This window comes from Paenibacillus oralis, assembly GCF_003863965.1.
In the GTDB taxonomy this organism is placed as follows: domain Bacteria; phylum Bacillota; class Bacilli; order Paenibacillales; family Paenibacillaceae; genus Fontibacillus; species Fontibacillus oralis.
In genome coordinates, this window is the sequence record NZ_RRCN01000001.1 from 3,208,486 (window position 1) to 3,233,636 (window position 25,151).

Consider the following 25,151-nt stretch of genomic DNA (forward strand, 5'->3'; position numbering starts at 1 on the left):
GGATTACATGTTTGCGGATGGAGAGATAGTTCTTGGCGGCCTACATTTCCTTCTGATATTTGTTCATATAATAAAGGCCGATTGCGGTATGGAGCAGAAAAACGGCTACAACCGCCAGCGTGACCCATAAGGGGGCTGAAATGAGGATCGTCATGTAAGCAATGCCCATAATGAGCCAATGGGTGATGTCGCCGGCTTTCGCTTTGGCCCGATGGCGGATCAGCGTGTTCCGCTCATCGCTTATTTCGATTTCCGTCTGCTTTACGAGCTCGGGATTCTTGGATTCAAACCGTTTCATATAGAGCTGAGCCACACTCATCCCGATCAATCCCGCCCCGACGCCGATCAGCATTCCGGATACGGTTTTTACCTCCTCGCTTTTGAAACCGAAGCTGGCCGCGATGCAGCAAATGCCCGCGATCAACGCAGCTATATAAACCGATGTTTTTATTTTCATGATGTCTCCTCCTCATAGATGAAAATGTCTTCAATACTCATACCGAAGTATCGGGCAATCTTGAAGGCCAGGATGATGGACGGATTGTACCGCCCGTTCTCCAGCGAGCCGATCGTCTGCCGTGAAACCTTGAGCGCAGCAGCCAGATCTTCCTGACTAATCCCGTCCCGTTTGCGTATTTCCTCAAGCCTGTTTTTCACATATTCACCTCAAATGCTTGAAATGGAAAGTTAACTTTACATCAAAAATTAACACACCCAAACGCTAAATGTCAAGTTAGCCTTCCATACGATCTTCTCCTCGGCCGGATTTAAAGCGGCAGGGGGTTCTCTCCCATCCTCTCGCAACGCTTAAAGTATGGGGCTGCACATCAAAGAACCGCCGGAGCGAGATGCCCCGGCGGTTCTTTTACATAGCTTCCATCTTCTGCGCCGTGTACAGGCGGTAGTAAAGGCCGCGGCGGGCGATCAGCTCGTCATGCGTTCCGCATTCGGCGATGCCTTTGTCCGAGACGTACATGATCCGGTCGCAGTTTTTTACGGTAGACAGCCGGTGCGCGATGATGAACGAGGTGCGCCCCTTGAGGAGCTCGTTTAAGCCTTTTTGCAGCAAACGTTCGGTCTTGGCGTCGATGGACGAGGTCGCTTCGTCCAGGATCAGGATGCGCGGATCGGCGAGCAGCGTCCGGGCAAACGAGATGAGCTGGCGCTGCCCCTGGGACAGCTTGGAGCCGCGCTCGTTCACCTCCGTTTGATACCCCTGATCAAACTCGCGGATGAACTCGTCGGCGCATACGGTCTTGGCGGCGGCGATAATTTCCTCTTCGGTGGCGTTCAGCCGGCCGTAGCGGATATTGTCCAATATCGTACCGGAGAAAATAAAGCTGTCCTGCAGCATAATCCCCATCTGGCTGCGCAGGGACTTCAGCGTCACCTGCGAAATGTCTTCGCCGTCGATCAGAATCCTGCCGTTCGTTACATTATAGAACCGCGATATCAGGTTGACGACGGTCGTTTTGCCTGCGCCGGTCGGGCCGACGAGCGCGATGCTTTCCCCGGCCTTCACCTCGAATGATAGATTCTCCAGGATGTTGAGGCCCGGGTCATACGCGAAGGTGACGTTGTCAAAGGTCACATTGCCCTTCACCTGCGGCAGCTCTTTCGCATTCGGAACGTCGCTGACGGTGACCGGCTCATCCAGCGTTTCGAAGATCCGCTCCAGGTAAGCGACAGCGTTGATAAAGCTGTTGTACAGGTTGGACAGGTTCAGGATCGGCTGCCAGAAGCGGGCCGCATAGTTGCTCATGGCCAGGATCACACCGAAAGTGACCTCCGCCGGATTCAGCGCGAGCAGGCCGATCATGTAGATCAGCATCGTCACGATCGTCGCCAGATTGTCGACCGAAAACGGAATCAGTGCATTGTAGTGGATCGCTCGCATCCATTCGCGCCGGTAATTGCCGGCCAGGCGCGTAAATATCCCCTCATTGCGTTGCTCGCGGGAGAAAATCTGGGTCACGCGAATGCCGCTGATGCTCTCCTGCAAGTAAGCGTTCATGTTGGAGCTTTTGTTCGATACCGCTTGCCATGACCGGCGCTGCTTGTTTTTGATCATCAGCATGATGCCGAGGAACACCGGCAGCCCCGCAAGCGTGATCAGCGAAAGCCGGACGTCAACGGCGAACATGAACGCGGCGATAAAGATCAAGTTGAGCAGTTCCAAAATAAAGTTGATGATGCCGTTGGACAGTACGTCGGAAACCGCGTTGACGTAGTTGACGACCCGGATCAGGATTTTGCCCTGCGGCCGGTCGTCGTAATATTTGAACGGCAGCTCCTGCAAATGCATGAACAGGTCCGACCGGATGTCGAAGATAATATCCTGGCCGACGACCGTCATAATACGCGAGCGGATCGTCGCCAGGATCACGCTGACGACGATCGTCGCCAGCATCAGCGCCGACCAGCCCAGCAGGGGAAGGACGGCCTTCTCGGGAATCGTCACGTCGACGACGTGCTGCATGATCAGCGGGGCCGACAGCCCGATCGCCGCGGACAAAGCGCTGAGCGCAAAGGCGGCGAGCATCGGCTTTTTCTGCCGCTTGATATAGACCATCGCCCGCCGGAAGTGCTTGATGTCAAAAGGCGATTCCAGGTTTTCGTCGATGTCGAATCTATTCCTTGCCATTTGCCGTCACCGCCCTTCCAACGCCTTCGTTCTGCAGCATAAACACATCGTAATAATAACCCCGCTTCGCCAGCAGCTCGGCATGGGTTCCTTCCTCGATCACGCGGCCGCCGTCCAGGATGAGGATGCGGTCGGCTTCGGCGGTGGTGGACACCCGTTGCGCGATGATGATTTTTGTGCAGGGATACTCCAGTTCGCGCAGGCTTTTTTGGATATGCTCCTCGGTCTCAAGGTCGACCGCCGAGGTCGTGTCGTCCAGGATCAGAATCGGCCGGCGGACCGCCATGGCGCGCGCCAGCGCGATCCGCTGCTTCTGGCCGCCGGACAAGCCAACGCCGCGCTCCCCGACGATGGTGTCATATCCTTCGGGCATCTTGACGATAAAGTCGTGCGCCGCGGCGAGCCGGGCGTATTCGACCGTCTCCTCCTCCGGCAGGTCGGGATCGCCGAAGGCGATGTTGCCGTCGATCGTATCGGAGAAGAGCAGCACGTCCTGGGTCGCGACGCCGATGTTTCCGCGCAGCTCATCGAGCTCAAGCTGCCGCACATCGGTTCCGTCGACGAGCACGCGCCCCTCGGCCACATCGTAAAACCGCGGGATCAGGTTGACGAGCGTCGTTTTGCCCGATCCGGTCGAGCCCATGATGGCAACGGTTTCACCTGGCTCGACCGTAAAGCTCACATCGTCCAGCACCAGCGCGTTGTCGTATTTAAAGCTGACATGATCGAATTCGATCCGGCCTTCATAGCGCCGTGGCTTCTCGGCATTATGCCCGTTGATGATCTGCGGCTTGGCGTAATAGATCTCCACAATTTTGGTCAAGCTGGCGAAAAAGCGCTGAATGTCGTTGATGATGATACCGATATTGCGCATCGGGTTGGAAACCGCCCACACCAGCGCGGCGAACGCCGAATATTCCCCAAAGGTGATCCGTCCGTTCATCACGAACAGCCCGCCGGCGATCATTAGGATTACGTTGAAGGCTTGCGCGAACGTCTCCAGATAAGGAAAATAGTCCAGCCATACGAGCGCGGCCGCTTTGTTGGCCTTCGAGAAGTTTACGTTTTTCTCGGTAAATTTCTCGATTTCGTAGTTCTCGCGGGCGAAGGCTTTGACGACGCGGTTGCCCGAAATATTTTCCTGGGTCGTCGTGTTCAGTTGGGACAGCCGTTCGCGCAGGTCGACATACATGGGGCGGACACGCTTCGCAAACAAGTAGGCCACGATGAAAATCGGCGGCGACAGGATCAGCAGCCACCAGGTCAACACGGCGTCGATGGTGAAAAAATAAACAACCGCAGCAACGAAAATCGTCAGCGATTCGATGATCGTTTTGATAATCCACGCCATCGAGTGCCGAACCATGTCCAGATCGCCTGTCATCTTGGTCATGAGATCGCCGGTGCGGTTGTGATCGTAGTAATGCATGTCCTGTTCCTGGATTTTGTCGTACAGATAAATGCGGACGCGGTACAGCATGTTTTGCGAGGCCCGCTCGTACTGCATCATCGTTAAGTAAGCAAGACCCGTGCGCAGCAAGGAAAAGCCGACCATTCCCAAGCAGAGCATAATCAGCAATTGCCGTTCCTGCGTCAAGTTTTGCATGGCATCGGGCCCGGCGATAAACGTATCGACGATACGCTGGCCTATGTACGGATTCACGATCATCAGCGAGGAGCCCACGACGGAGAGGATGAGTGCCAGTATGTACCTGGTCCTGTCCCCGCGCAGATTTTGCCACAGCCATTTTAGTTCGAACATCTGATCACCTGCTTTACGTTTGTTCTCTCATTTAAGCTGAAAAACGGTTTTTCCAATTTGCAAATCATGGAGATTATACCATATCCATCAGCAGGTAAAACCCGCATATTCCCGCGTGTTTTCACGTAAGACTGCGTTTTCTCCATGGAATCATCCCTTTGCTTTTATTTCGTTACATTATTTAGGATATCAACGGGATATTACGTTTTTTTATTGGCCTGAACAAAAAAATGATGGAATTCTTATTTCATGGCAAAAGCCACTGACCCTTCAGCGGTTTTTTCGACCTTATAGCATTTATAAAATTTCGGGCATGGTAGAGGGCGATGGCAGGTAGAGAGGGGGGAGAAGAGGGGCCTGGGGGCTAAGGGACACCAGAGCCGTTATTTTCGAAAAAACGGAGGTTTGCAAAATGTAACGGACACAGATGACGTTATTTAGCACAAATCGTCCTGGATGAACGGGTTTGGAGCGAGATAGGGTCCTGTGTCCGTTAGGCTGGGAAATACCCGGGAAATGGGCAAATAAGGTCGCTGGTGTCCCCTAGAGCAGCGTCCCAAAATAAAGCACCCAAGATTTAGGAAAAAGAGCGGCGTTTTTACATAGATTTAACATAGGGAGAGGACGTTCCATAAGGCTTGCACGAGCGGCGATCCCAATATTCCTGCAAACGCTTACTATCTAGATTCCTAGCGGCATTAGCAGATTGGCTTGTTTTCCGCATTGGCCTAAATCCTTCACATTATCATCCTTTTCCTTACAAAAAAAAGCAGACAAGGGATTAATAACTTGCCGCGAAAGGGAGGTGGTTTTTTGATCGGGCCATTTTATTTAAAACCCTTAACGAAAATTTAATATCCCCTTAACGATGCATGAATTGAATGAAACCAAGCTAAAGCGTATCATTTCCTTCGATCATCAATACTTTGACTGGGAGGGAGTTTGGGAGTGAAAAGTAGGGTTGCGCTGACAAGCCGGGTGCTTGCGGTGGTTATGCTTTTAACCTCGTTGTTCTCTACGGGGTATGTTCCGGTTCGGCCGGCGCTGGCGGAGTCCGGGGACGTTAATGTGTTTGCCGGCGCAGGCGTAACGGCCACGGCAAATGGAGAAATATCGGACGATTTTGCTCCGTCAAAAGCGATTGACGGAAATTTTACAGGCAGTAAATGGTCTTATGAGGGAAATACGTTGTCCCCTGACTCACAGAACCCTTATTGGCTCAAAATCGACGCGGGCGCCGAAGCGGCGGTGCACAGGTTCGTGGTGGCCCATGCGGATGCGGGCGAGGCGGGTGAACCGGACGGCTTCAACACCCGCGATTTTACGATTGAAACCAGTTCCGATGACGTGCATTGGACAACCGCGGTAACGGTGACGGACAACACGTACGGAACGACGGATCATGTATTGGATACGCCGGTGACGGCCCGTTATTTCAAGCTGAACATCACCGATCCGGGGGATGCGAACGAAAGCGGGAACTATCAGGCGAACATCTATGAGTTTGAGGCTTACGGTGTTTTCGGGGGAAATCCGGCTGCCGTACCTGTGACCGGCATTACGCTGGACAAGCATAACCTGGAACTGGCTGTGGGCGACACGGACAGGCTGACGGCGACGGTTGCGCCAAGCGATGCGACCAATGCCGCCTATACATGGTCGTCGGATGACCCGGCCATCGCCGAGGTGAGCGCTGACGGTCTCGTTACGGCCAAATCGCCGGGGACGACCGGGATCACCGCGACCACGGCGGATGGCGGTTATAAAGCGTCCGCACTGGTCACCGTCACGGCAGCAAAAGCGGCAGAAGTCCTCGCGGCCGGACAGCTGATTGCGAAAAACAGCGATTGGACCTATCTCGACAACGGCACCGATCAGGGAACGGCCTGGCGCGCCGTCGACTTTGACGACAGCGAATGGAAGACGGCTCCGGCTTCGCTCGGATATGCCGGCAGCAGCAAACCGCAGCCGACGACCGTGATCGAATATGGCCCCAGTTCAAGCAATAAATACATTACGACTTATTTCCGCAAGGAATTCCAGGTAGCGGATGCCGATGCGATTAAACAGCTTTCCGCCGCCTTGATCCGTGACGATGGCGCGGTCATTTATTTGAACGGCCAGGAAGTGTACCGCACGAATATGCCTCAGGGCGCGATCACGTATAATACGCTTGCTCCTGAAGCGGTGGGCGACGAGCGGGAGGAACAGTCTTTCGATATCGATCCGTCCTTGCTGGTTGACGGCACGAATGTGATCGCCGCAGAAGTCCATCAGCAGCGCGCCGACAGCTCTGACCTCTATTTTTCATTAGAGCTGAACAGTTCTGACGCGGTTCCGCCCGTACTTGGAAAAAATCAAGGCCTGGTGGGCGAATATTACACCAACAACGGCGATGTACCATTTAATTTTGTCGAACACAAAGCGACCATCGTCGACTCGCAAATCAATTTCACCAATCTGGACCCGATTCTGCAAACCTGGACGGGCAGACAGGACGACGCCAACATCCGTTGGACCGGACAGATCATGGCGCCGGAATCGGGCGATTATACGTTTTACATGATCGGCGACAACGGGTTCAAGCTGTGGATCGACGATAAAGTCGTCATCGACCATTGGGTGAACGACTGGGACAAGGAGCAGACCAGCCAGCCGGTGACCCTGGAGGGCGGCGTCAAATACAAGTTCAAGGTGGAATATTTCGAGGATTACGGCGGCTCCAACCTGTATTTGCGCTGGTCGACGCCGAACATGGTCAAGGATATCGTGCCGGCGAGCGCTTTTTATTTGCCGGAAAACTATACCGGACCGGTCTCGGGCAGCTTGGGGGCGGACGGCCTGACCGTTTCGCTTAACCTGATGGCGGACCTGGGCGGTTTGCCGTCCGGCTTGAAGGACCATCTGACGGTGAAAGCCGGCGGCAAAGAGCTTAAGGTCGAAAGCGCGGAGCAGGGCGCCGATCCGACCGTGCTTAAGCTTAAGCTGGAAGCTACCGTCAAGCCCAAGGAAATCGTAAATGTCATTTACGACGGGCAAGCCGGGCTGCAGTTTGCCAGCGGCGGAAGCGTGGGCGGCTTTACCTTCAGTCCGGTCAACCAATCCGAAGCCGTTGACTATTCGCCGAAGGATATAGCAATGTCCCTTTACGGCGACGCGAAAACAGTCCGTTCGTTTGCCTGGTATACCTCATATGAGGTTCCGGATAACGCGCCCGCCAATATTCTGGACAGCATCGTGGAAGTCGTGCCTGCCGATCAGGATTTCGATTCGGCGGCGGTGATGCGTTTTGTCGGTGATCCTAAAGATACGCAGATCCTTAAGAACTTAAATCTCGGCAGCACCAGCGGCTCTTTTATCAGCCACAAGGCGATCGCGACGGGCCTCACTGCCGGAACGGCCTACAAATACCGGGTAGGCAGCGACGGCAACTGGAGCCAAACCGGCCGCTTTACGACCGAGGGGAATAACGAGAACGAATACGATTTCCTGTATATGACGGATTCGCAGGGCGCGAATACTGAAGACTACCGCGTCTGGGCCAATTCGCTGAAAAACGCTTTGGACGACTATCCGGACGCGAGATTTCTGGTCATGCCCGGCGATCTGGTGGATGCCGGAGCGAACGAAGGACAGTGGAGCGATTATTTCGGACAGCCTCAGGATTTGCTGATGAATCTGCCGTTGATGGCGACGATCGGCAACCATGAAGGGCCGAACAACAACAATTTTTACTATCATTTTAATTTGCCGGACGACTCGCACACCGATCCCAAACCGAGAGGTACGGTCTATTCGTTTGATTACGGGCCCGCTCATATCATGGTATTGAATACCGGTGATATCCCTTGGGACGCGGCGCAGAAGAATTCGTTCAACAAGCAAATCGAGTGGCTGCGAAAAGAAGTGGCCCAAACGGACAAAAAATGGAAAATCGTCGCCTTCCACAAAGCGATTTATTCCGTGGGCAACCACGCCACCGATACCGATATTGCAGAGTTGCGGGAGAAGCTCTACCCGGTGCTGGACGAACTCGGGATCGACCTGGTTCTGCAAGGGCATGACCATACTTTCATGAGATCGTATCAAATGTACAACAACCAGCCTGTAGCGGATGTGAAGACGGATGCTAACGGCCGGGTACTCAATCCGGACGGAACGCTTTATATGATCAACAATTCGCCGGGACGGAAATATTATCAAATCAATCCAAATGCGGACAAGTATTACGCCGCGACTTATCAGCAACCGAATAAACCGATCTATTCGGGCGTTCAGATCACGGAGGACAGCCTGACCATCAACACCTATATTTCGGGTGAAGATACTCCGTTCGACAGCTATACGATCGTTCAAAACAGCGAAAAACCGAATCCGGTTGAAGGGCTTTCCATCGACAAGAAGGAGGATGGGAAAACGGTGCTTTCCTGGACCAAACCGGCCGACAAAAGCGCCGATGACGCCGTTCGCGGCTTCCGGATTTACGAAGTGAACGGCAGACTGGGCCCGAATTGGAGCGCCTACGTACCGGCAGTCGATGGCCAAACGAACTATCAATACACGGTCGACAATACGGATTCTGCTTTAACGTATGAGTTTGCGGTCAGAGCGGTGGATAAACGGGACAATTCGGACATTCAAACGGCCGTTTTGCAGGGCGATGTGCCGCCCGCGCCAACCGTTCCGGTGGTGGACGATGCACGCAACACGTTTGGCTGGACTTTGGTTCCGGGTTATGACGAGCTGTCCGCTTATGAATACAGCGTTGACAGCGGCAAGACCTGGCAGCCGGTGACAGCCAACCCGCAGCCGGTTGGGGGTCATGATTACCCCGCGGGCACGGTGCTGGTGCGCGTGAAAGGGGATGAAGCGGCAGGAACCGCAGCCGGTTTGCCGTTGGCTTCGGATAAACCTTTTACCGCAAACAGCGTTCGGGATACGTATTCCCTGTCGGGCACTTTAAAAAGAGAAGACCAGCTCCGGGTGGACGTTGAGGTCGAGCGATTGGCCGATTACACCGGCCCTGCCTACGTGGTGTTTGAGCTGCTGAACGGGAACGAGCCGCTGCTGATCAACGCCATTCCGCTGCAGGACGGCAAGCTGAACGTTTCGCAATACTTTAATGTCAGCGGAGACAAGTACAGTGTCAAAGTGTTCGTGTTCGACGAGTTTAACAGCAACCTTGAAGTGCCGCTCCAGTTGGCGAAACCGGTTGTGTTTCAGTAACGGACAGAAAGAGAGGACGATACGGTGAAAAAATATGTGGCGGCCATCCTGGCGTTGTTGTTCGTGCTTACGCCGGTTTCGAGCTTCGCCGCGGCTTCCTTCACGCTGGAGTTAAGCGTGAAGGAGGTGCTGCGCGGCGGCGAAATCACGCTTTCCGGAACGGTGGCGGGCGAAACGGACGACGTCGTGGTCAAAATGGTGAGTCCGAATCAAACGGTTTTTTATATTGATGTCATTTCTGCCGAAAACGGCGCTTATTCACAAACGGTGGCGATCCCGGAAACGGAAGACCTGGCGCCATCCGGCGTTTATACGGTCGTTGCCGGCAACGGCGGCTTGACGCAGTCCGGCACGTTTACGATTCCTGGCAAAGACGGAAATAATCCGGAGCCTCCGGGTGGGGAGCCTTCCAAACCAAGTAACCCGAGCAGAGGCTCGAATTCGAATCCCGTCACAACGACTCCACCGGCGGATGATTCCGATACCGATGACATTCCTCGGTCTGCGGGACAGGCGAACGGAGCAAACGTTCAGCCGGAACTGGCCAAGGACGGCCGTTATATCGTCGGCAGCGACGTACTCGCGAAAGCCGCAGAGCAAGCGAAAGACGCGGTAACGATTGAACTGCCCGCATCTGCTGCTGAAACCGGCAGCGCGCTGGAAATTTCTGCGAAATCCTTGAACGCCATCAAGGATAAAAATCTGGCCCTCATCGTCACGACGGATAACCGCACGGTTCATTTGCCCGCCGGCTCATTTGCGGTCCCGAACGATGATCTGTCGCGAGTCCGCGTCGTGCTGAACGCTGCCTGGAGCGATGAAGCCCAGGCGGTCGTTGAACAGTCGCTGCGCGTAAGTCCTGACTACACGTCCACCGGCGTTGTGCTCTCCGTCGTGATTCAGCTGATCTCCGGCGACAGTGTGACGGAAATCCATCAGTTGGACAAACCCGCCGTGGTGACGCTGAAGCTGACGGACGAGCAGGCGAAACGGATTTCCGCGGATCTTGCCGGTGTTTATTATGCGGACGGCAAGACGGTTGAATATACACCGGGTACGGTTAAGAACGGAACATTTATGTTTAGCGTGGAGCATTTTTCCTATTACACGATTCTGGAATACAGCAAAACGTTTGCGGATTTGGTCGGGCATTGGGCGGAAAGCTCCGTCAAATCGCTGGCCGCCAAAGGGATTGTGAACGGCGTCGACGCGAACCATTACGCGCCGGGACGCAGCATCACCCGCGCCGAATTCGTCGCCTTGATCATGCGGGCGCTGGAGCAGTCGGGCGATCCGCTGGCTGACCAGGGCGCTGAGGGGACATTTACGGACGTGCCGGCCGGCCAATATTACACCCGGAATGTGGCCGACGCGGCGGCGCTTGGCATCATTACCGGATATAACGGCAAATTCCGGCCGAATGACCAAATTACCCGCGAGGAAGCGGTCGTAGCGCTGGTCCGCGCCGCGGAGTATTTCAACCTGACAGCGGCGAACGGGGGTCAGCCCGCTTTTGCCGATACCGGCAGCATTTCCGGCTGGGCGAAGGCCGCCGTCAGCAGCGCATGGAGCAAAGGCCTGATTCAAGGCGACGGGAAGAAATTCAGCCCGGACCGGGCCGTGACCCGCGCCGAAGTTGCCGTTATGGTTAAACGACTGATTACTAACAGTTCTCTATAATTAGGTAGTTCAAAAAGTCATCTTTTGATCACGAAGCAGGGTCAAGTAGCGGACTCGACATCGAATCTTGAATTCAGCCGGGCCTAGCATATGCTTTCGAAGTATGTTTCCTACGGAAACATTTCAGTTGCTCACGTACCCAAAACGTACGCTCCGCTACTCAGTCCCTAGCTTCATCCAATCTAAAGCGTTTTGAAAAAACGCACATCGGAAGCATATGCTTCGGTGCTGAAAACCTGACTTTTTGAACTTACATTATACATGCGAACAAGAGGAGGAGAACCAAACGCGATGAAGAAGAGGATTTTTGCAGCGCTCATGACGGTGCTGCTGCTGTGCGGCTTGATCCAGTCGATGATTCCGGGGGCCGTTCCTGTTTCCGCTGCAGCCGCGGGCCCCGCGGTCCAGGGAGAACCGACGCGGAACGTCGCTTTGAACGCGGCGGTGACGGCTTCGGGGCAATGCAACAGCAACGAAGCCGCCAAATTTGCCGTCGATGGCAAAACCGACACGAAGTGGTGCGACAATACGAACGCTAAAATCAAATGGCTAAAGCTTGATTTGGGCCAAGTGTACAACATTAACGAATGGGTCGTTATCAATGCGGGCATCAACGAAGGCAACAGCCCGTTTTGGAACACGAAAAATTTCCGCTTGCAAAAAAGCGATGACGGCAAAAAGTGGGAGGACGTCGACGTCGTGCAAAACAACGCGCAGACGATCGTCGACCGCTATTTGCCGGAGCCTTTTTCCGCCCGGTACGTCCGGTTTTATGTGAGCCAAGGAGCGCATGACTCGAATACCGTGCGTTTGTATGAGCTTGAGCTGTACGGAGTAGATGCCGGTCAAACGCCGGCCTATCCGCCGGCCAACCTCGACCCGGTCGACTATGTGGACCCGTTCATCAACACGCTTGGCGACAACGGCCAGACAAACCCGGGACCAACGATGCCGTTTGGCCTCGTTTCTCTGGGACCCGATAGCGATGGCGGAGCCTTCAGCGGCTACTATTACCAGGATAAAAACCTGAAGGGCTTCTCGCACCTGCGGTTCAGCGGCGTAGGCTGCAGCGGGGCGGGCGGCAACATCCTGATGATGCCGGAAACCCGCTCCTTTACGAAAAACGTCAACGAGTACAAGCAAAAATACGATAAAGCCAGCGAACAGGCTTCCGCCGGTTATTACGCGGTGACGCTTGCTTCCGGCATCGGCGTTGAGCTGACCGCTTCGGACAATGTGGGCTTTCACCGTTACTCGTTCCCGGCATCGGCAACGACCGGCTCCGTGCTGGTTGATCTGTCCAACTCGTATGCCGGCATGATCGACGCTAATCTTAAAGTGGAGAGCAACAATGAAATCTCCGGCATGGTTAAATCGAAAAATGTGTGCGGAAACGGATACTACGTCATGTATTACTCCATCCAGTTCGACCATGATTTCGACTCCTATACGTCCTGGCAGGGCGATGCGACGGGAACCGACCCGGTGCGCAGCGGCACAAACAGCGGCGTGTGGGTGAACTTCGAAAACGCCGGCGGCAAAGTGATCCAGGCCAAAGTGGGCCTGTCGCCGATCAGCATTGAACAGGCGAAATACGAACGCGACAACGACATCGCGGGCTGGGATTTCGACGCCCAGCATGCCAAGATTCGCGGCGCCTGGAGCGATTTGCTCGGCAAAGTGGAAATCACCGATGCCGACGAAGAGAACAAGAAGATTTTTTATACGCAAATGTATCATACGTTCCTTCATCCGAAAAACGTGACCAGCTCCGCCGGCACCTTTAAGGCGGGACGGGACGAAAACACGGTCCGGCAGGCTTCCGAGCTGGGCGCTGATTTTGAATACTACAACGGCTGGTCGACCTGGGACGATTTCCGCAAATACGCTCTGTTCTCCGTGCTGACGCCAACGGAATACAATAACATGGTGAAATCATTGGCGGATCTGTACAAGACGCGCGGCAGCTATACGCAATGGGGAGACGGTTACTGGCCGAGCCCGACGGTGCGGAACGAATTTAACGGCGCGGTTCTGCTGGACGCGTATGCCAAGGGATTCCAGGATTTCGATGCGTACACGGCGATGAAAGACATGGGGGTCGACGCGGATAATTTCGGCGATCAGGACAAAGTGTCGGGCCAGCTGGAAAAAGCGAAAAGCGCTTATTTCCCGATGAAGCTGGCCGAACTGCTAGGAGACAAAGCGACTTACGAGAAATACAAGAAAGTGGCCTTGTCCTATAAGGACCTGTGGAATCCGGATCAGGTCGACGAAAACGGCGACAAGATGGGGTTCTTCACCCCGAACGGGATTACCGTTAGCAGCGGGGATGTAGCGGTGGTGGACAGATACGCCTACCAGGGAAATCTGTGGCACTACCGCTGGTCCGCGTCGCAGGACATGAACGGCTTGGCCGAGCTGATGGGCGGCAAGACGGAAATGGCCAAGCAACTGTTGGACTTTTTCAATCGAGATGAATACATGGCCGTCAACGAGCAGGATTTGGACGCGCCGTATTTGTTCAACTATTTGGGTTACCCGTATTTGACCCAATATTTTGTCCGTGAGTTTACGACGGAAGTGGTGACGCAAAAATACCACAATCACGGCACGTATAGCCATCCGCTGAAATCGCGGGTGTACCGGGCCGACCCGGAAGGCTACCTGCCGTCGATGGACGATGACGCGGGCGCGATGGCTTCCTGGTTCGTTTACGGCGCGCTGGGGATTTACCCCGCCAATCCGGGCGACGCGGCTTTCCTGATCGGATCGCCGATTTTCGCGGAAGTGAAGCTGCACCTGGACGGCGGCAAAACGTTTACGATCAAAGCGAACAACGTGTCCAGCGAAAACCGGTTTATCCAATCCGCCACGCTGAACGGCGGGAAATTCGATCAAGCCTGGATCAGTTACGAGGACATTATGGCTGGCGGCACGCTGGAATTCGACATGGGTTCGGAGCCAAACGAAGCTTGGGGCTACAAGTCCAAAGCGGCTCCGCCGACCACGGACTACGACAACACGGCGTTCCGTCAAGAGCTGATCGCATTAGGTTCGGAGTGGAAGTATTACGACAAGGGCCAAGCCGCCGGCAGCGGCTGGACGGACACCGGATATGATGACAGCGCGTGGAGCGCCGGGGCGGCGCCGCTCGGATACGACAACAAGGGGTATGCGAAAACGGTCGTCAGCTATGGGCCCGACGGCAACAATAAGTACCCGACGACGTATTTCCGCAAAACGTTCGAGGTTGCGGACACCACAGGCATCCTTGAGCTGAACGCCAGCCTGGTCCGCGACGACGGTGCTGTCGTGTACTTAAACGGGCAAGAAATCATTCGCAGCAATATGCAGGCCGGCCCGGTAAGCTATAATACGTACGCCAATGCGACCGTTAATGACGAACGGGACCGGAATGTTTTCCAGATTGATCCTTCGCTTCTGGTGAAAGGGACCAACGTGCTGACCGCGGAGGTACACCAGGTGAATGCGACCAGCTCGGATATCGCCTTTGACTTCGGTCTTGCCGCGGTGAAGGAAATGGCGCAGCCGGCCGCGCCGACCGGACCGGTCGTGGACGATACGGCCAACACGTTCGGCTGGACCTATGTGCCGGGCTTTGAGCAGCCGTCCGACTATCAATTCAGCACGGACGGAGGCAGCACTTGGACGACCGCCACCGCCAATCCGCAAATCGTGGGTCCGGTCGCTTACGAGGCGGGTCAAGTGCAGGTCAGAGTCAAAGCGAACGAAAGCCTGGGCGTGACCGCCGGGGAGCCGCTGCTCTCGGATGCTAAATACACCTCCGACATTAAATGGGACGTGTTTGATCTGAACGCCGAAGTCAAGCGGACCGGCAATATGGTCGTTGACTTGTCGGGCACGCTGAAAGGCGCTTATACGGATTCGGCCGTTGCCGTCATCCAATTGATGAACGGCGGCGAGCAGGCTTTTGTATCCAGCGCGGTGCCGGTGAAAACCGGAAACTTTGATTTGACGCAAAGCTTCAACGTCAACGCCAGCAAATATCAGGTGAATATTTACCTGGTTGACAAATACGACGGCAACATCTATGATTCGCTCTGGCTGGCCGAGCCGATCGTCTCGCAAGCGGAAAAGCCGAACCCGGGTACGCCGGGCGGCGAAGAGCCGGGGCAGCCGGGCGAAGAAGAGCCGCAACCGGAGAAGATTCCGGTACCGAAGAAGACGCCGGATCAGCCGGAACCTCCGATTGAGCCGGAACCTCCGGCGGAAACGCCGAATTTCGAGGCGGCGGACGGAAAGTTGGCGATCCAATTTGAGGCTTATACCGATATGACCGATGCCAAACATTCCAACGGCAGCGGGTTAGGCACGGAACAACGGCTTAACAACACGATTACCGTCGTCAAAAACACCTTCGACGGCGCATGGCTGGCTTATCAGCGTGCGGACTTCGGAACGGCGGGCATGAACCGGGTTCAAGTGGTTTATGACGCCCCGTCCGGGAGAGTGCCGGCCGGCGCGAAAGCGGAAATCCGCCTGGGCTCGGTAGACGGCACCTTAATCGGCACCGTTGACCTTGCGCACACCGGCAGCAGCTGGGATTCGTATCGGACCGCCTCGGCCATCCTGAACACCACCGTCACTGGTGTCCAGGATGTGTATATCGTGCTGAAAGGCACGACAACGGGCGCCCTTCCGTATATCGGCAATTTCGATAGTTTCACGTTTGACAAGATCAGAAGCGATTATGCCAAACTGGAATTGGAAAACTTTGATGCATGGTCGACGGAGCTCAACCCGGCCAAAGGCACGCCGCTAAAAACGGAAAACGGAAAAAGCGGGAAGCAGGTAGCGAACACGTTTAATGGGGCGTGGCTTGCTTATAAAGGGATGGATTTCGGCAACGCGGGCGTCAATCAGTTCGCAATCGAATACTCCGGCAACAGCAACAGCGTCCCGGCCGACGCCGCCGTTGAAGTTCGCCTCGGCTCCGTGAACGGAACGCCTGTCGGCAAGGTTGCCGTACCGCCGACGGCCGGCTCCTGGGGGACCTATAAAACGGTAACCGCGGAGCTGAACCAGACCGTAACCGGCGTTCAAGACATATACCTTGTGCTGACCGGTACGACCGATTCAAAGTATACCTATATCGGGAACTTCGATAACGCCAGCTTCTCGCTGAAGCCAGCGGAACCCGAGGAACCGGGGGAACCGAATTTCAAGCCGGTGGACGGAAAATTGGCGATTGAATTCGAGGCCAGATCCGAGTGGACGACGGCAAAAAATACGTTCAACAACAGTCCCCTTGATACGGAACCTGGCAATGGCGGCACCGTGGTTAAAAACACCTTTGACGGGGCGTGGCTGGCATATAAGAAGGCCGATTTTGGAGCGGACGGCATGAACCATATCGAAGTGGTTTACGATGCTCCAACAAGCAGGGTTCCGGCCGGCGCGAGTGCGGAAATTCGTCTGGGCTCGGTAGACGGCACTTTGATCGGCACCGTCGCGCTTCCCAACACCGGCAGCGGCTGGGGCACGTACAGAACCGCCACGGCGACTCTAAACACCACGGTCACCGGCGTGCAGGATGTGTACATCGTACTGAAAGGCGCCACAACCAGCTCGCTGCTTTACATCGGCAACTTCGACCGCTTCACGTTTGACAAGATATGAGCAGATTGCGCCAGACCAAATAAATCGATGTGAGAGTGGAGCTGCCCGAAACGTCATCATTTGACGTGGAGGCGGCTCCTTTTTTGCATCACTGTAATTTCACATTTTTTAGGTAAAATACCTATTGAATAACTGGAAAAGCAGGATTATAATGTGAATGAACATTAAATAACCAGTCAGAAAATATTCATAATGCGAGGACATACCTATGAAGGACAACGCTAAGGCCAAAATTAAAAAAGCCGCAGAGGAGCTGATTATACAGAAGGGATACAAGGATACGACCATACAGGATATTGCAACAAACGCCAACGTGGCGGTGGGGACCATTTACCGCTATTACAAAAGCAAGGACGACATCCTCATGGACATAGGCCGAATGGATTTGAAGGGTTTTTCTATTTCTCAGGACATCCGGCGGAAGGAAATCATGGAGGCTGCTCTTCATGTTTTTGGGACAAAAGGGTACAGCCGCACAAACATCGAGGATATAGCCCAAGAAATCGGCATGTCCAAAGGCTCGATTTATCAATATTTTAAAAGCAAAGAGGAGCTGTTCATATCCACCATTAAGGAATCTTCACAGATGCGGACCCTTTTAAAGCTTACAAAGTTTAAGCAGGAAAATCTAAACATAGAGGAGGTTTTGGTTGAAATCGGAAGGGTGTTTTTGTCCATTTTCAAAGATCCGCGAAGAATCAAGCTTATGCGGATTATTATCGGAGAAACGCCTAACTTTCCGGAAATAGGGGAACTGTTTTTCCATGAAGTCATCAAAAAAACCTCCGAGCAGATCGGCGAAATGTTAAAGCCCTATGTGCCCAGCGAGATTGATCCCGTCCTTTCGATTAGGCTGTTCATTGGTTCGATTTGGTCGTTTGTGATTTTCCAAGAGATGGTTCCCATGAAAGACAGGAAATATGAGCACGAAGCGATCATTAAAGACGCCATACGTGTTTTTCAGCATGGATTTCTGAATGAGAATCGACCTTGAAATGGGAGTGAATATTTATGAAAGTTTTAATTTCACCCATGTCGGCGATGGTAGAGACCAAAGGACCTTTTTCAAGAACAGCCGTATTGGCAAACGAATTTATGGAAAGAGGCCATGAAGTAGCCTTATGTGCACCGGAGGATAACAATTATTACAGTATAAATAAAGTGCAAAATTATTATGCGCCTGTACCTTCACCCTTAGGGATGCCTGTATTTATTGGCAGGGGTATGTTTAAACTATTTCAATCCGTGGGATTTCAGCCCAAAAAGAAAGCCAACAGCTTTGAAGATATTTTACATTTTATAGGAGCCATTGATAGACGGTATTTTCGAAAAGATGTGTCCAGCATTAGAAAAGCGATTCAAGCGTTTAAACCCGATGTGATGTATTCGGAATTTAGAATATCAGCGATTGTCGCCGCCCGGTTGGAGAAAGTGAAAATTGCTACTGGCTTCAGTTATCCGGTGCAAAAAAACTTTGCCTGTAACCCTGAGTACAGTAAGGGCGTTAATCAATATTTGCAAGAGAACGGCTTGGACAAAGTGGAATCGGTTTTGGAAATCTTCGATTGGGCGGATTTTAAGATTATTCCTAGTTCCTATGAGTTGGAACCGATGGATGGAGAAGATGTAGTTTTTGTGGGACCTCTTTCCGCGCCAAGGGGGACAAATGCTACAATCGCAAAAAACAAAATAATAGCCTATATGGGAAACGGCGTGATTTCTCCAAGGCAAGTTATCAATGCGTTGACTAAAGCTTTTGCAGGATCAGACTATGAAGTATATATTGCATCGGAGCAAGTAAAACCCTTTAAGACAAACAACATCGTTGTCGGCAAAAAATTTGATTTCAGTAAGCTAATGCCGGAAGCCAGCGCATATATCAATCACGGAGGACAAAATAGTATTATGACCGGCTTAATGTATGGAGTACCTCAAATCGTATGTCCGGGCGGCGTGTTTGAACGGCGGTACAATGCCTCTTCCGTAGCCAAGTTAAACGCAGGCGTATTTCTTGAGGCTAACGATTTCAACTCGGAAACCCTAAAAAGAATCGTACATGACTTTAAGGAAAATCCCGCATACGCCAATAATGCCAAACAGGCCGGAGAAAAGTTATTAAGTCTCGGTGGCGTAAGAAAAGCAGTTCAAGCGATGGAAAACCTGGTATTGAAATGATACGCGCCCATCAAGGATATGGGCATCGCATTGGAGTCAGCCAAAGAGATGGGGCTGAATACCCCGGGGCTGGCGCTGGCCGAATCGCTCTACAAACAGCTTGCGGACCAGGGTTATGAGGATAAAGGCACGCAAGCGCTGTTCAAGTATTATCTCGGGTTATAATGCCCCGCGGGGCAGCGGCCGGATCAATCAGTCTTGCTCTCCCGACAACAGCCTGAGCAAATTCTCGGGAATATTGATCTTGCGGTCGTCGATCATCAGCTGAAATTCGCCTGCTGCTGCGGCCTGATTGGCTAGCTTGATCTCCTCCATTTCCCGCTGCAGCTGCTCCATTTTGATGTCCAACTCGTACGCGGTGTCGGCGGCTTTTTTTAAATCCTGAAGCAGCCGCTCTGGGACGGACTCATTGTATTTGTAAAAAATTTTGTGCTCCAGACTGGCCCAGAAATCCATGGCGATCGTGCGGATCTGGATTTCCACGCACACCGGCTCTTCGCCGTCCGACATGAACACGGGAACCTCGACCAGCATGTGCAAACTTTTGTAGCCATTGGATTTCGGGTGTTTGATGTAATCCTTGATCGACAACACGTTTAAATCCTTCTGGTTTTGCAGCATTTGGCTGATCCGGTAAATGTCCGAAATGAAGGAGCAGGTGATCCGGATGCCGGCGATATCGTGGATACTGCTTTTGATGCCGTCCAGGGAGAGCGGACCGCCTTTGCGGTATATCTTTTTCATAATGCTCTCCGGGGATTTGAGGCGCGATTTCGTATGCTCGATCGGATTGTAGTCGTGCAGCATCTGGAATTCTTCCTGCAAGATCTCGATTTTCGTCTCCAGCTCTTGCAAAGCGAATTTATACATCATCATAAAACGGGTCAGCTTTTTCTGTAAGGCTTTCATTTGTTCCAGGGGTAAAGAAATATCGGTCATGTTTACCGTCCTTTTTTGCCAAGAAGTCTGAAAATAATTCAGTAAGTTTATTATACCGCAGAGGAGAAGGTAGATTCCAGAAAGGGGGATGCTATAATGGTAAATATAGTTAAGGAGGGGTGATATGCGCTTAGACAACATCGATCAATTAAAAAAAGAGCTGGACGCAGTTCGGCCATTGCCGCCGGCGGCCGTCAAAAATCTGGACGAGGTCTATCGGATAGAATGGACGTACAACTCGAATGCGATGGAAGGCAACACGCTTACCCTCTTGGCAACGAAGCTCGTGCTTGAGGAAGGGTTAACAATCGGCGGCAAAAAGCTGCGCGAGCATTTTGAGGTAATCAATCACTCCGAAGCTATCGACTATGTCGAAGATATTGTGCAGCGCGAAACGGAGCTTTCGGAATTTGTACTCAAGTCGCTTCATCAACTCATCTTAAAAAATATCGATGGAGGCCCTTGAAACAGCCAGCGTTCATGGCGATCTCGAGCCGTTTGTGGAGCTGGTCTCCGGATGCGTGGAGGACAGCTTGCGCAGATACATCGGTACGGTGAAATAATTACATCAGGCCCACTGCAAAAGGGGGAAATATCATGAGAACGGAAGACCAAATCAAGCGCAAACTCTATGAATTAAAACAACTGTCGGCCAAAAGAGCCAATGACCCTGTTGTACAAGCCCAGATTGAGATACTGGAATGGGTGTTAAACCAGCCGATCGAGAAATACCACGTTTAAGAGGTTGTTCAAAAAGTCATCTTTCCATGACGAAGTCGTTCATGAAGCGGGTTCGACGTCGAATCTTGAATTCAGCCGGGCCTAGCGTATGCTTCCGAAGCATGTTTCCTGCGGAAACATTTCAGTTGCTCACGTAGGCTCACGAGCATATGCTTCCGAAGCCGTTTTCTCCGAAAACGTTTAGCTCCGCTACTCAGTCCCTAGCTTCATCCGACCTAAAGCGTTTTGAAAAAACGCACATCGTAAGCAAAAGCTTCGGTCCTGAAAACCTGACTTTTTGAACACGAACTTTAAATAAAAGTTTGGTATAATAAATTTAGCATGATAAATTTGGCATAATGTAGAATGTTTGGCACATGTTATAACCGAATATGGACAAAAACCATGTAAGGAGTGATCGCAATGGCAAACATCGTTTTTATCTCACCGGGCAAATACATTCAGGGCGCAGGAGCGCTCAAGGAACTGGGTAAACACATTAAAGAGCTGGGCCGTAAACCGCTGATCATCGCCGATGAGGTGGTTTGGGGCATTACCGGGGACGTGATCAAGCAAAGCTTGTCTTCGGAGGGCAAGGAGTTTCATTTCGTTTCTTTTAACGGCGAAGCTTCTAGCAATGAAGTCAACCGTATCGCCCAGGAGGGGCAGTCGCAATCCGTCGATTTCGTCATCGGCGTCGGCGGCGGCAAAACGCTGGACACGGCCAAGGCCGTTTCCGACGAACTGAAATCCAAAGTGGTGATCGTTCCGACCACGGCGTCGACCGATGCGCCTACAAGCGCTTTGTCCGTAATCTATAGCGATGCAGGCGTATTCGAGTCCTACCGGTTTTACCATAAAAATCCCGACTTGGTCCTGGTCGACACCGCCGTTGTGGCTAAAGCGCCCGCCCGCCTGTTCGCTTCGGGGATCGCCGACGCGATGGCGACATGGATTGAAGTGCGCGCCACGGTAAAAAGCAACGGTACCGCCATGTCCGGCGGTAAAACGAGCATTGCCGCGCAAGCGATTGCCCAAGCCTGCGAAGAAACGCTGTTCAAGTACGGAATCCCCGCTTATCAAGCCGTGCAAAAAGGACTGGTCACCCGGCATGTGGAGGCGGTTGTCGAAGCGAACACCCTGCTGTCCGGCCTCGGTTTCGAAAGCGGCGGTTTGGCGGCGGCCCACGCAATTCACAACGGATTTACGGTGTTATCGGGCGATATCCATCACTTGACCCACGGCGAAAAAGTAGCCTACGGCACGCTGGTTCAACTGGTGCTGGAACTGCATCCTGAGGCGGAGATCATCAAGTATATCGACTTTTACCAGGAACTGGGTCTTCCGACAACCTTGAAGGAACTGCACCTGGAACATGTGACTTTTGAGGAACTGCTGAAAGTGGGCCAAGCCGCCACGCAGCCAAATGAAACGATGGTGAATCTGTCGAACGAAATTACCGCCGAGCAAGTAGCCAACGCCATCTTGGCGGTTGATGTGTTGAGCAACCAGGTGGCATCGGCGTAAACCCTTTGATCCAGCGATCCCAAAAGCGAAAGTGCATGCAAGCCGTGCACCTTCGCTTTTTTCTTTGGACTCCATTTTTAGGCCGACGGAAAAATATCATAATTCATCCGGCCAGAGCTCGCTCCGGCCGGAAATGTACTATCTTCCTTGTCTATTTATCCAAGAAATAGACTCTTATGTCTCATATATTGTGAGGTTAATGACCACTTTATATGAGGGAGTTGAGTTTAATGGCAGTAAGTCCAAGTCCAAGTCCGCTTTGCCGTAAGTTTGCGGCAATCCTTGGTGCAACACCTCAAGTTATTAACGGCGTCTGTACCGCTTCGAGAGTTCGCAATATGCCAGGGAAGTCCGCGATGCCTTGAACGTCCTGACAACCCGGATTGTAAAGCCGTAAAGGAAAACCTGCGTTGCGTTAGCTATCATATATAAAGTCCTCTAACCCGTTGGATCGGTTTGAGGACTTTATCATTTTACGGACCTTTGCCGCCAGCCCAATGGACAGTCTCTATTGATCATTCTCATCCACGGACACGATCAGTTGATCGACCGTAATATTCAAAGCATTGCAAATCTGCTCCAGCGTGCGAATATAGACCCTGTCCACCGAATCGGAACAGAGATGATTGATAGTCGCAATCCGCATATTCATCGACAGGGCGAATTGTCTTTGTGAAATATTCCGTTTGGCAAGGATTTCCCGTAAGCGTATACGAATTTTCATTAATAATGTAAAGGATACTCGAGACTTAAGTCATGAGAGGAATTTGTGTAGTTTCCACCTCACTGACAAGCTATATTCCTTTACTTCCTCCCTTCAAAATATTGCAAAGACATTACTTTCACTTTAAATGGGAACAAATGTTTGGTACAATAGAATGAGATAGATGTTGCTTTCTTGTATTGACTTCACCTTTTGAAGTGTGGTGACAGGTTTGAAACTTACTTTAACAGCGAAAGTGAAAATACTGCCTAATGAACAACAAGCGGATTGGTTACGGCAAACTCTATGTGCTGCTGCTGAGTAACGACTTATATCTGGCGATGACGGTTCTCATAACGGACTGGGCCATTTGCGACCGGAGAGAGAATTGCGCAATACTTTTCGAGCAACCACTTGTCTCTACTTATACATAAAGACAAAATCCTCTCCAAGACTCTACTCCACAACATGATGTATCGACCCCTTGGAAATGCATCCTTTTCAAGAAATCCGAGTACGACCTGGTGTGGAATAGGGACTATTCGCTCTCCGAACAAATCATCTCCATCAACACGCTGTTTGGTCGGATCAAAGTACCCTACATAACGAAAGGTATGGATTCTTACTTTGATGGATCTTGGTCCTACGGCACTGCAAAGTTGGTCCACAAGAAGGGGAAGTTTTTCCTCCATATTCCAGTATCCCAAGAAATCTCCGAAATCGAAACAGGAGCCATCCATCAAGTCGTTGGTATTGATCTTGGGATCAACTTTATCGCCACCAGTTATGATTCGCAGGGCAAGTGTACGTTCTTCCATGGTCGACCGAAAAGTGATTGCAGTAGATCCCAAGTACACCTCACAGACCTGCCCAAAGTGCGAACATAAAAATAAAGGGAACCGGGACAAGAAGAAGCATCACTTCAAATGTAAAAAATGCGGGTATAGCTCAAATGATGATCGAGTGGCCGCCGTGAATCTTCAGCGTATTGGAATGAAGTACATCACTGAAGGGATTGTATAGGTATTCTTATACAATGGGGCAGATGTCAACCTGCCTATAGTAACGCCATGTTAAGGAAGGAGACTTTTTGCCCATGCACTTCCGGGCAGTTACAAGCTCGTGACTTTAGTCATGAGTAGTTGACAGTTCCTCTAAGATAGAACATGACAATAAAAGAGATATTTCGGTGACAAATTAATATATACCTTTACTTTTTGGCAGACATTATATTATTATATTTATGTCAGCAAAAACAAATTTTAGGAGGTGAGACTGATCACCAACAAGAAAATAGGGCGTCCTTTTTCGGAAAATCCGAAAGAAATCCGTCTTACGGTGCGGCTTGATAAGAGGCACAATGACATCCTCGAACGTTATGCCGCAAAGCATAAGGTGACCAGAAATGAGGCTATGAGACGGGGCATCGAGAAACTGGACGACCATGCATAAGAAAGGGAAGTGGCTCACCCCTCTAAAGAATTCGCCACTTCCACAACGCGAGCTGTCTGGACGACAGACTGCACCTTAAATTTATCATGTGCATGTCTTTCTTTCAAGGCGCCGCGATCCCACACGAAAGGAAGATGAAAATGAAAAGTATGCTAGAAGCCTTATACTGCGGTGAAATCCGCCCGGAGGCATCGATTGTTCCGGCAGATCCCGAGTACCGAGCCGTAAATCGAAAGCTATCCGAGGCCATACAAATGTGGAAAGAAAAACTTTCGCCTAATGAGTTTAAGCAGCTTGAGGATATGTTTGATTTACGCCGCAAATCGGAATCGTTATTAGCCGCAGCTTCTTTTGTTAACGGATTTCAATTGGGGACGCTGATGATGATCGATGTGTATTCGGCTAAGGATGGGCTTGGATTGTAGTGTAGATAACGATTATTAGATACGCCGAGATTGCACCAACGTAAATCCGCGGGAAGTCCTTAGAAAGTCCTTAGAAAGTCCGTGCTTAGCCGCACGGGCTTTTTTCGGTTAATTCATATAACTAGTCTGAAGTATCCATCTCCTCACGTTGCCCCGCAAGCGAACGAAGTGCAAAAGTGCAGTTCATTCGGCCCCAATCAGGCCATTTATGCGGGTTCAAATGCAAAAGTGCAG

At 52.0% G+C, this 25,151-nt stretch carries 15 protein-coding genes and 2 pseudogenes; 11 read left to right on the forward strand and 6 right to left on the reverse strand.

Annotated elements, in window-relative coordinates:
* Positions 1 to 40: 40 nt before the first annotated feature.
* From EHV15_RS14530 to EHV15_RS14545, 4 genes are all read right to left on the reverse strand, one after another.
* Positions 41 to 457, reverse strand: a complete 417-nt coding sequence (locus tag EHV15_RS14530) for a DUF2178 domain-containing protein (RefSeq protein ID WP_128631838.1) — start codon at positions 455 to 457, stop codon at positions 41 to 43.
* Positions 454 to 657 carry a helix-turn-helix transcriptional regulator gene (locus tag EHV15_RS14535; RefSeq protein ID WP_036625661.1) on the reverse strand — a complete coding sequence of 68 codons (204 nt, stop codon included), beginning with the start codon at positions 655 to 657 and terminating at the stop codon, positions 454 to 456. Before EHV15_RS14535 ends, EHV15_RS14530 begins: the two co-directional genes overlap by 4 nt.
* Before the next feature lie 208 nt (positions 658 to 865).
* Positions 866 to 2,644, reverse strand: a complete 1,779-nt coding sequence (locus tag EHV15_RS14540; RefSeq protein WP_128631839.1) for an ABC transporter ATP-binding protein — start codon at positions 2,642 to 2,644, stop codon at positions 866 to 868.
* Positions 2,631 to 4,406: an ABC transporter ATP-binding protein gene (locus EHV15_RS14545; protein WP_128631840.1), complete on the reverse strand. Its 1,776-nt coding sequence runs from the start codon at positions 4,404 to 4,406 to the stop codon at positions 2,631 to 2,633. The genes EHV15_RS14540 and EHV15_RS14545 overlap by 14 nt, the downstream gene beginning before the upstream one ends.
* Positions 4,407 to 5,354: 948 nt before the next feature.
* Here EHV15_RS14545 and EHV15_RS14550 point away from each other — a divergent pair.
* The 6 genes and pseudogenes from EHV15_RS14550 to EHV15_RS14575 all read left to right on the forward strand — a co-directional run.
* Positions 5,355 to 9,632, forward strand: a complete 4,278-nt coding sequence (locus EHV15_RS14550) for a PA14 domain-containing protein (RefSeq protein WP_246061563.1) — start codon at positions 5,355 to 5,357, stop codon at positions 9,630 to 9,632.
* Between the two features lie 24 nt (positions 9,633 to 9,656).
* Positions 9,657 to 11,312, forward strand: a complete 1,656-nt coding sequence (locus EHV15_RS14555) for an S-layer homology domain-containing protein (RefSeq protein ID WP_128631841.1) — start codon at positions 9,657 to 9,659, stop codon at positions 11,310 to 11,312.
* Positions 11,313 to 11,603: 291 nt separating this feature from the next.
* Positions 11,604 to 16,976: a glycoside hydrolase domain-containing protein gene (locus EHV15_RS14560; RefSeq protein WP_128631842.1), complete on the forward strand. Its 5,373-nt coding sequence runs from the start codon at positions 11,604 to 11,606 to the stop codon at positions 16,974 to 16,976.
* A gap of 208 nt (positions 16,977 to 17,184) precedes the next feature.
* On the forward strand, positions 17,185 to 17,970 hold the full coding sequence (locus tag EHV15_RS14565) for a TetR/AcrR family transcriptional regulator (protein WP_128631843.1): 786 nt from the start codon (positions 17,185 to 17,187) through the stop codon (positions 17,968 to 17,970).
* Between the two features lie 17 nt (positions 17,971 to 17,987).
* Positions 17,988 to 19,151 carry a glycosyltransferase gene (locus EHV15_RS38335; RefSeq protein ID WP_128631844.1) on the forward strand — a complete coding sequence of 388 codons (1,164 nt, stop codon included), beginning with the start codon at positions 17,988 to 17,990 and terminating at the stop codon, positions 19,149 to 19,151.
* Positions 19,152 to 19,160: 9 nt separating this feature from the next.
* Positions 19,161 to 19,316 (forward strand): annotated as a pseudogene (locus EHV15_RS14575) (NAD-binding protein); the annotation flags it as partial.
* Between the two features lie 27 nt (positions 19,317 to 19,343).
* On the opposite strand, the gene EHV15_RS14580 reads toward EHV15_RS14575, so the two are convergent.
* Positions 19,344 to 20,090, reverse strand: coding sequence for a GTP pyrophosphokinase (locus tag EHV15_RS14580; protein ID WP_128631846.1), 747 nt, complete (start codon positions 20,088 to 20,090; stop codon positions 19,344 to 19,346).
* Between the two features lie 124 nt (positions 20,091 to 20,214).
* On the opposite strand from EHV15_RS14580, the pseudogene EHV15_RS14585 reads away from it, so the two are divergent.
* The 3 genes and pseudogenes from EHV15_RS14585 to EHV15_RS14590 form a co-directional block, all read left to right on the forward strand.
* A pseudogene (locus EHV15_RS14585) lies at positions 20,215 to 20,544 on the forward strand (Fic family protein); the annotation flags it as partial.
* 143 nt (positions 20,545 to 20,687) lie between these two features.
* A complete protein-coding gene (locus EHV15_RS36520) occupies positions 20,688 to 20,831 on the forward strand; it encodes a hypothetical protein (RefSeq protein ID WP_178075856.1) in 144 nt (47 codons plus the stop codon).
* 402 nt (positions 20,832 to 21,233) lie between these two features.
* Positions 21,234 to 22,337 carry a glycerol dehydrogenase gene (locus tag EHV15_RS14590; RefSeq protein ID WP_128631847.1) on the forward strand — a complete coding sequence of 368 codons (1,104 nt, stop codon included), beginning with the start codon at positions 21,234 to 21,236 and terminating at the stop codon, positions 22,335 to 22,337.
* A 508-nt stretch (positions 22,338 to 22,845) separates the two neighbouring features.
* Here the strand turns inward: EHV15_RS14590 and EHV15_RS14595 are convergent.
* Positions 22,846 to 23,061, reverse strand: coding sequence for a helix-turn-helix domain-containing protein (locus EHV15_RS14595; RefSeq protein ID WP_128631848.1), 216 nt, complete (start codon positions 23,059 to 23,061; stop codon positions 22,846 to 22,848).
* 795 nt (positions 23,062 to 23,856) lie between these two features.
* Here EHV15_RS14595 and EHV15_RS38340 point away from each other — a divergent pair.
* Together EHV15_RS38340 and EHV15_RS14610 are read left to right on the forward strand one after the other, a co-directional pair.
* Positions 23,857 to 24,063, forward strand: a complete 207-nt coding sequence (locus tag EHV15_RS38340) for a zinc ribbon domain-containing protein (RefSeq protein WP_425464471.1) — start codon at positions 23,857 to 23,859, stop codon at positions 24,061 to 24,063.
* A 569-nt stretch (positions 24,064 to 24,632) separates the two neighbouring features.
* Positions 24,633 to 24,917, forward strand: a complete 285-nt coding sequence (locus EHV15_RS14610; protein WP_128631850.1) for a DUF6809 family protein — start codon at positions 24,633 to 24,635, stop codon at positions 24,915 to 24,917.
* Positions 24,918 to 25,151: the final 234 nt, after the last annotated feature.

Bases quoted from the DNA above. Each gene is read 5' to 3' on its own strand.
- EHV15_RS14530 (WP_128631838.1), bottom strand. From the start codon at position 457: ATGAAAATAAAAACATCGGTTTATATAGCTGCGTTGATCGCGGGCATT.
- EHV15_RS14540 (WP_128631839.1), bottom strand. From the start codon at position 2,644: ATGGCAAGGAATAGATTCGACATCGACGAAAACCTGGAATCGCCTTTT.
- EHV15_RS14545 (WP_128631840.1), bottom strand. From the start codon at position 4,406: ATGTTCGAACTAAAATGGCTGTGGCAAAATCTGCGCGGGGACAGGACC.
- EHV15_RS14560 (WP_128631842.1), top strand. From the start codon at position 11,604: ATGAAGAAGAGGATTTTTGCAGCGCTCATGACGGTGCTGCTGCTGTGC.
- EHV15_RS14565 (WP_128631843.1), top strand. From the start codon at position 17,185: ATGAAGGACAACGCTAAGGCCAAAATTAAAAAAGCCGCAGAGGAGCTG.
- EHV15_RS38335 (WP_128631844.1), top strand. From the start codon at position 17,988: ATGAAAGTTTTAATTTCACCCATGTCGGCGATGGTAGAGACCAAAGGA.
- EHV15_RS14580 (WP_128631846.1), bottom strand. From the start codon at position 20,090: ATGACCGATATTTCTTTACCCCTGGAACAAATGAAAGCCTTACAGAAA.
- EHV15_RS36520 (WP_178075856.1), top strand. From the start codon at position 20,688: ATGAGAACGGAAGACCAAATCAAGCGCAAACTCTATGAATTAAAACAA.
- EHV15_RS14590 (WP_128631847.1), top strand. From the start codon at position 21,234: ATGGCAAACATCGTTTTTATCTCACCGGGCAAATACATTCAGGGCGCA.
- EHV15_RS14595 (WP_128631848.1), bottom strand. From the start codon at position 23,061: ATGAAAATTCGTATACGCTTACGGGAAATCCTTGCCAAACGGAATATT.
- EHV15_RS38340 (WP_425464471.1), top strand. From the start codon at position 23,857: ATGGTCGACCGAAAAGTGATTGCAGTAGATCCCAAGTACACCTCACAG.
- EHV15_RS14610 (WP_128631850.1), top strand. From the start codon at position 24,633: ATGAAAAGTATGCTAGAAGCCTTATACTGCGGTGAAATCCGCCCGGAG.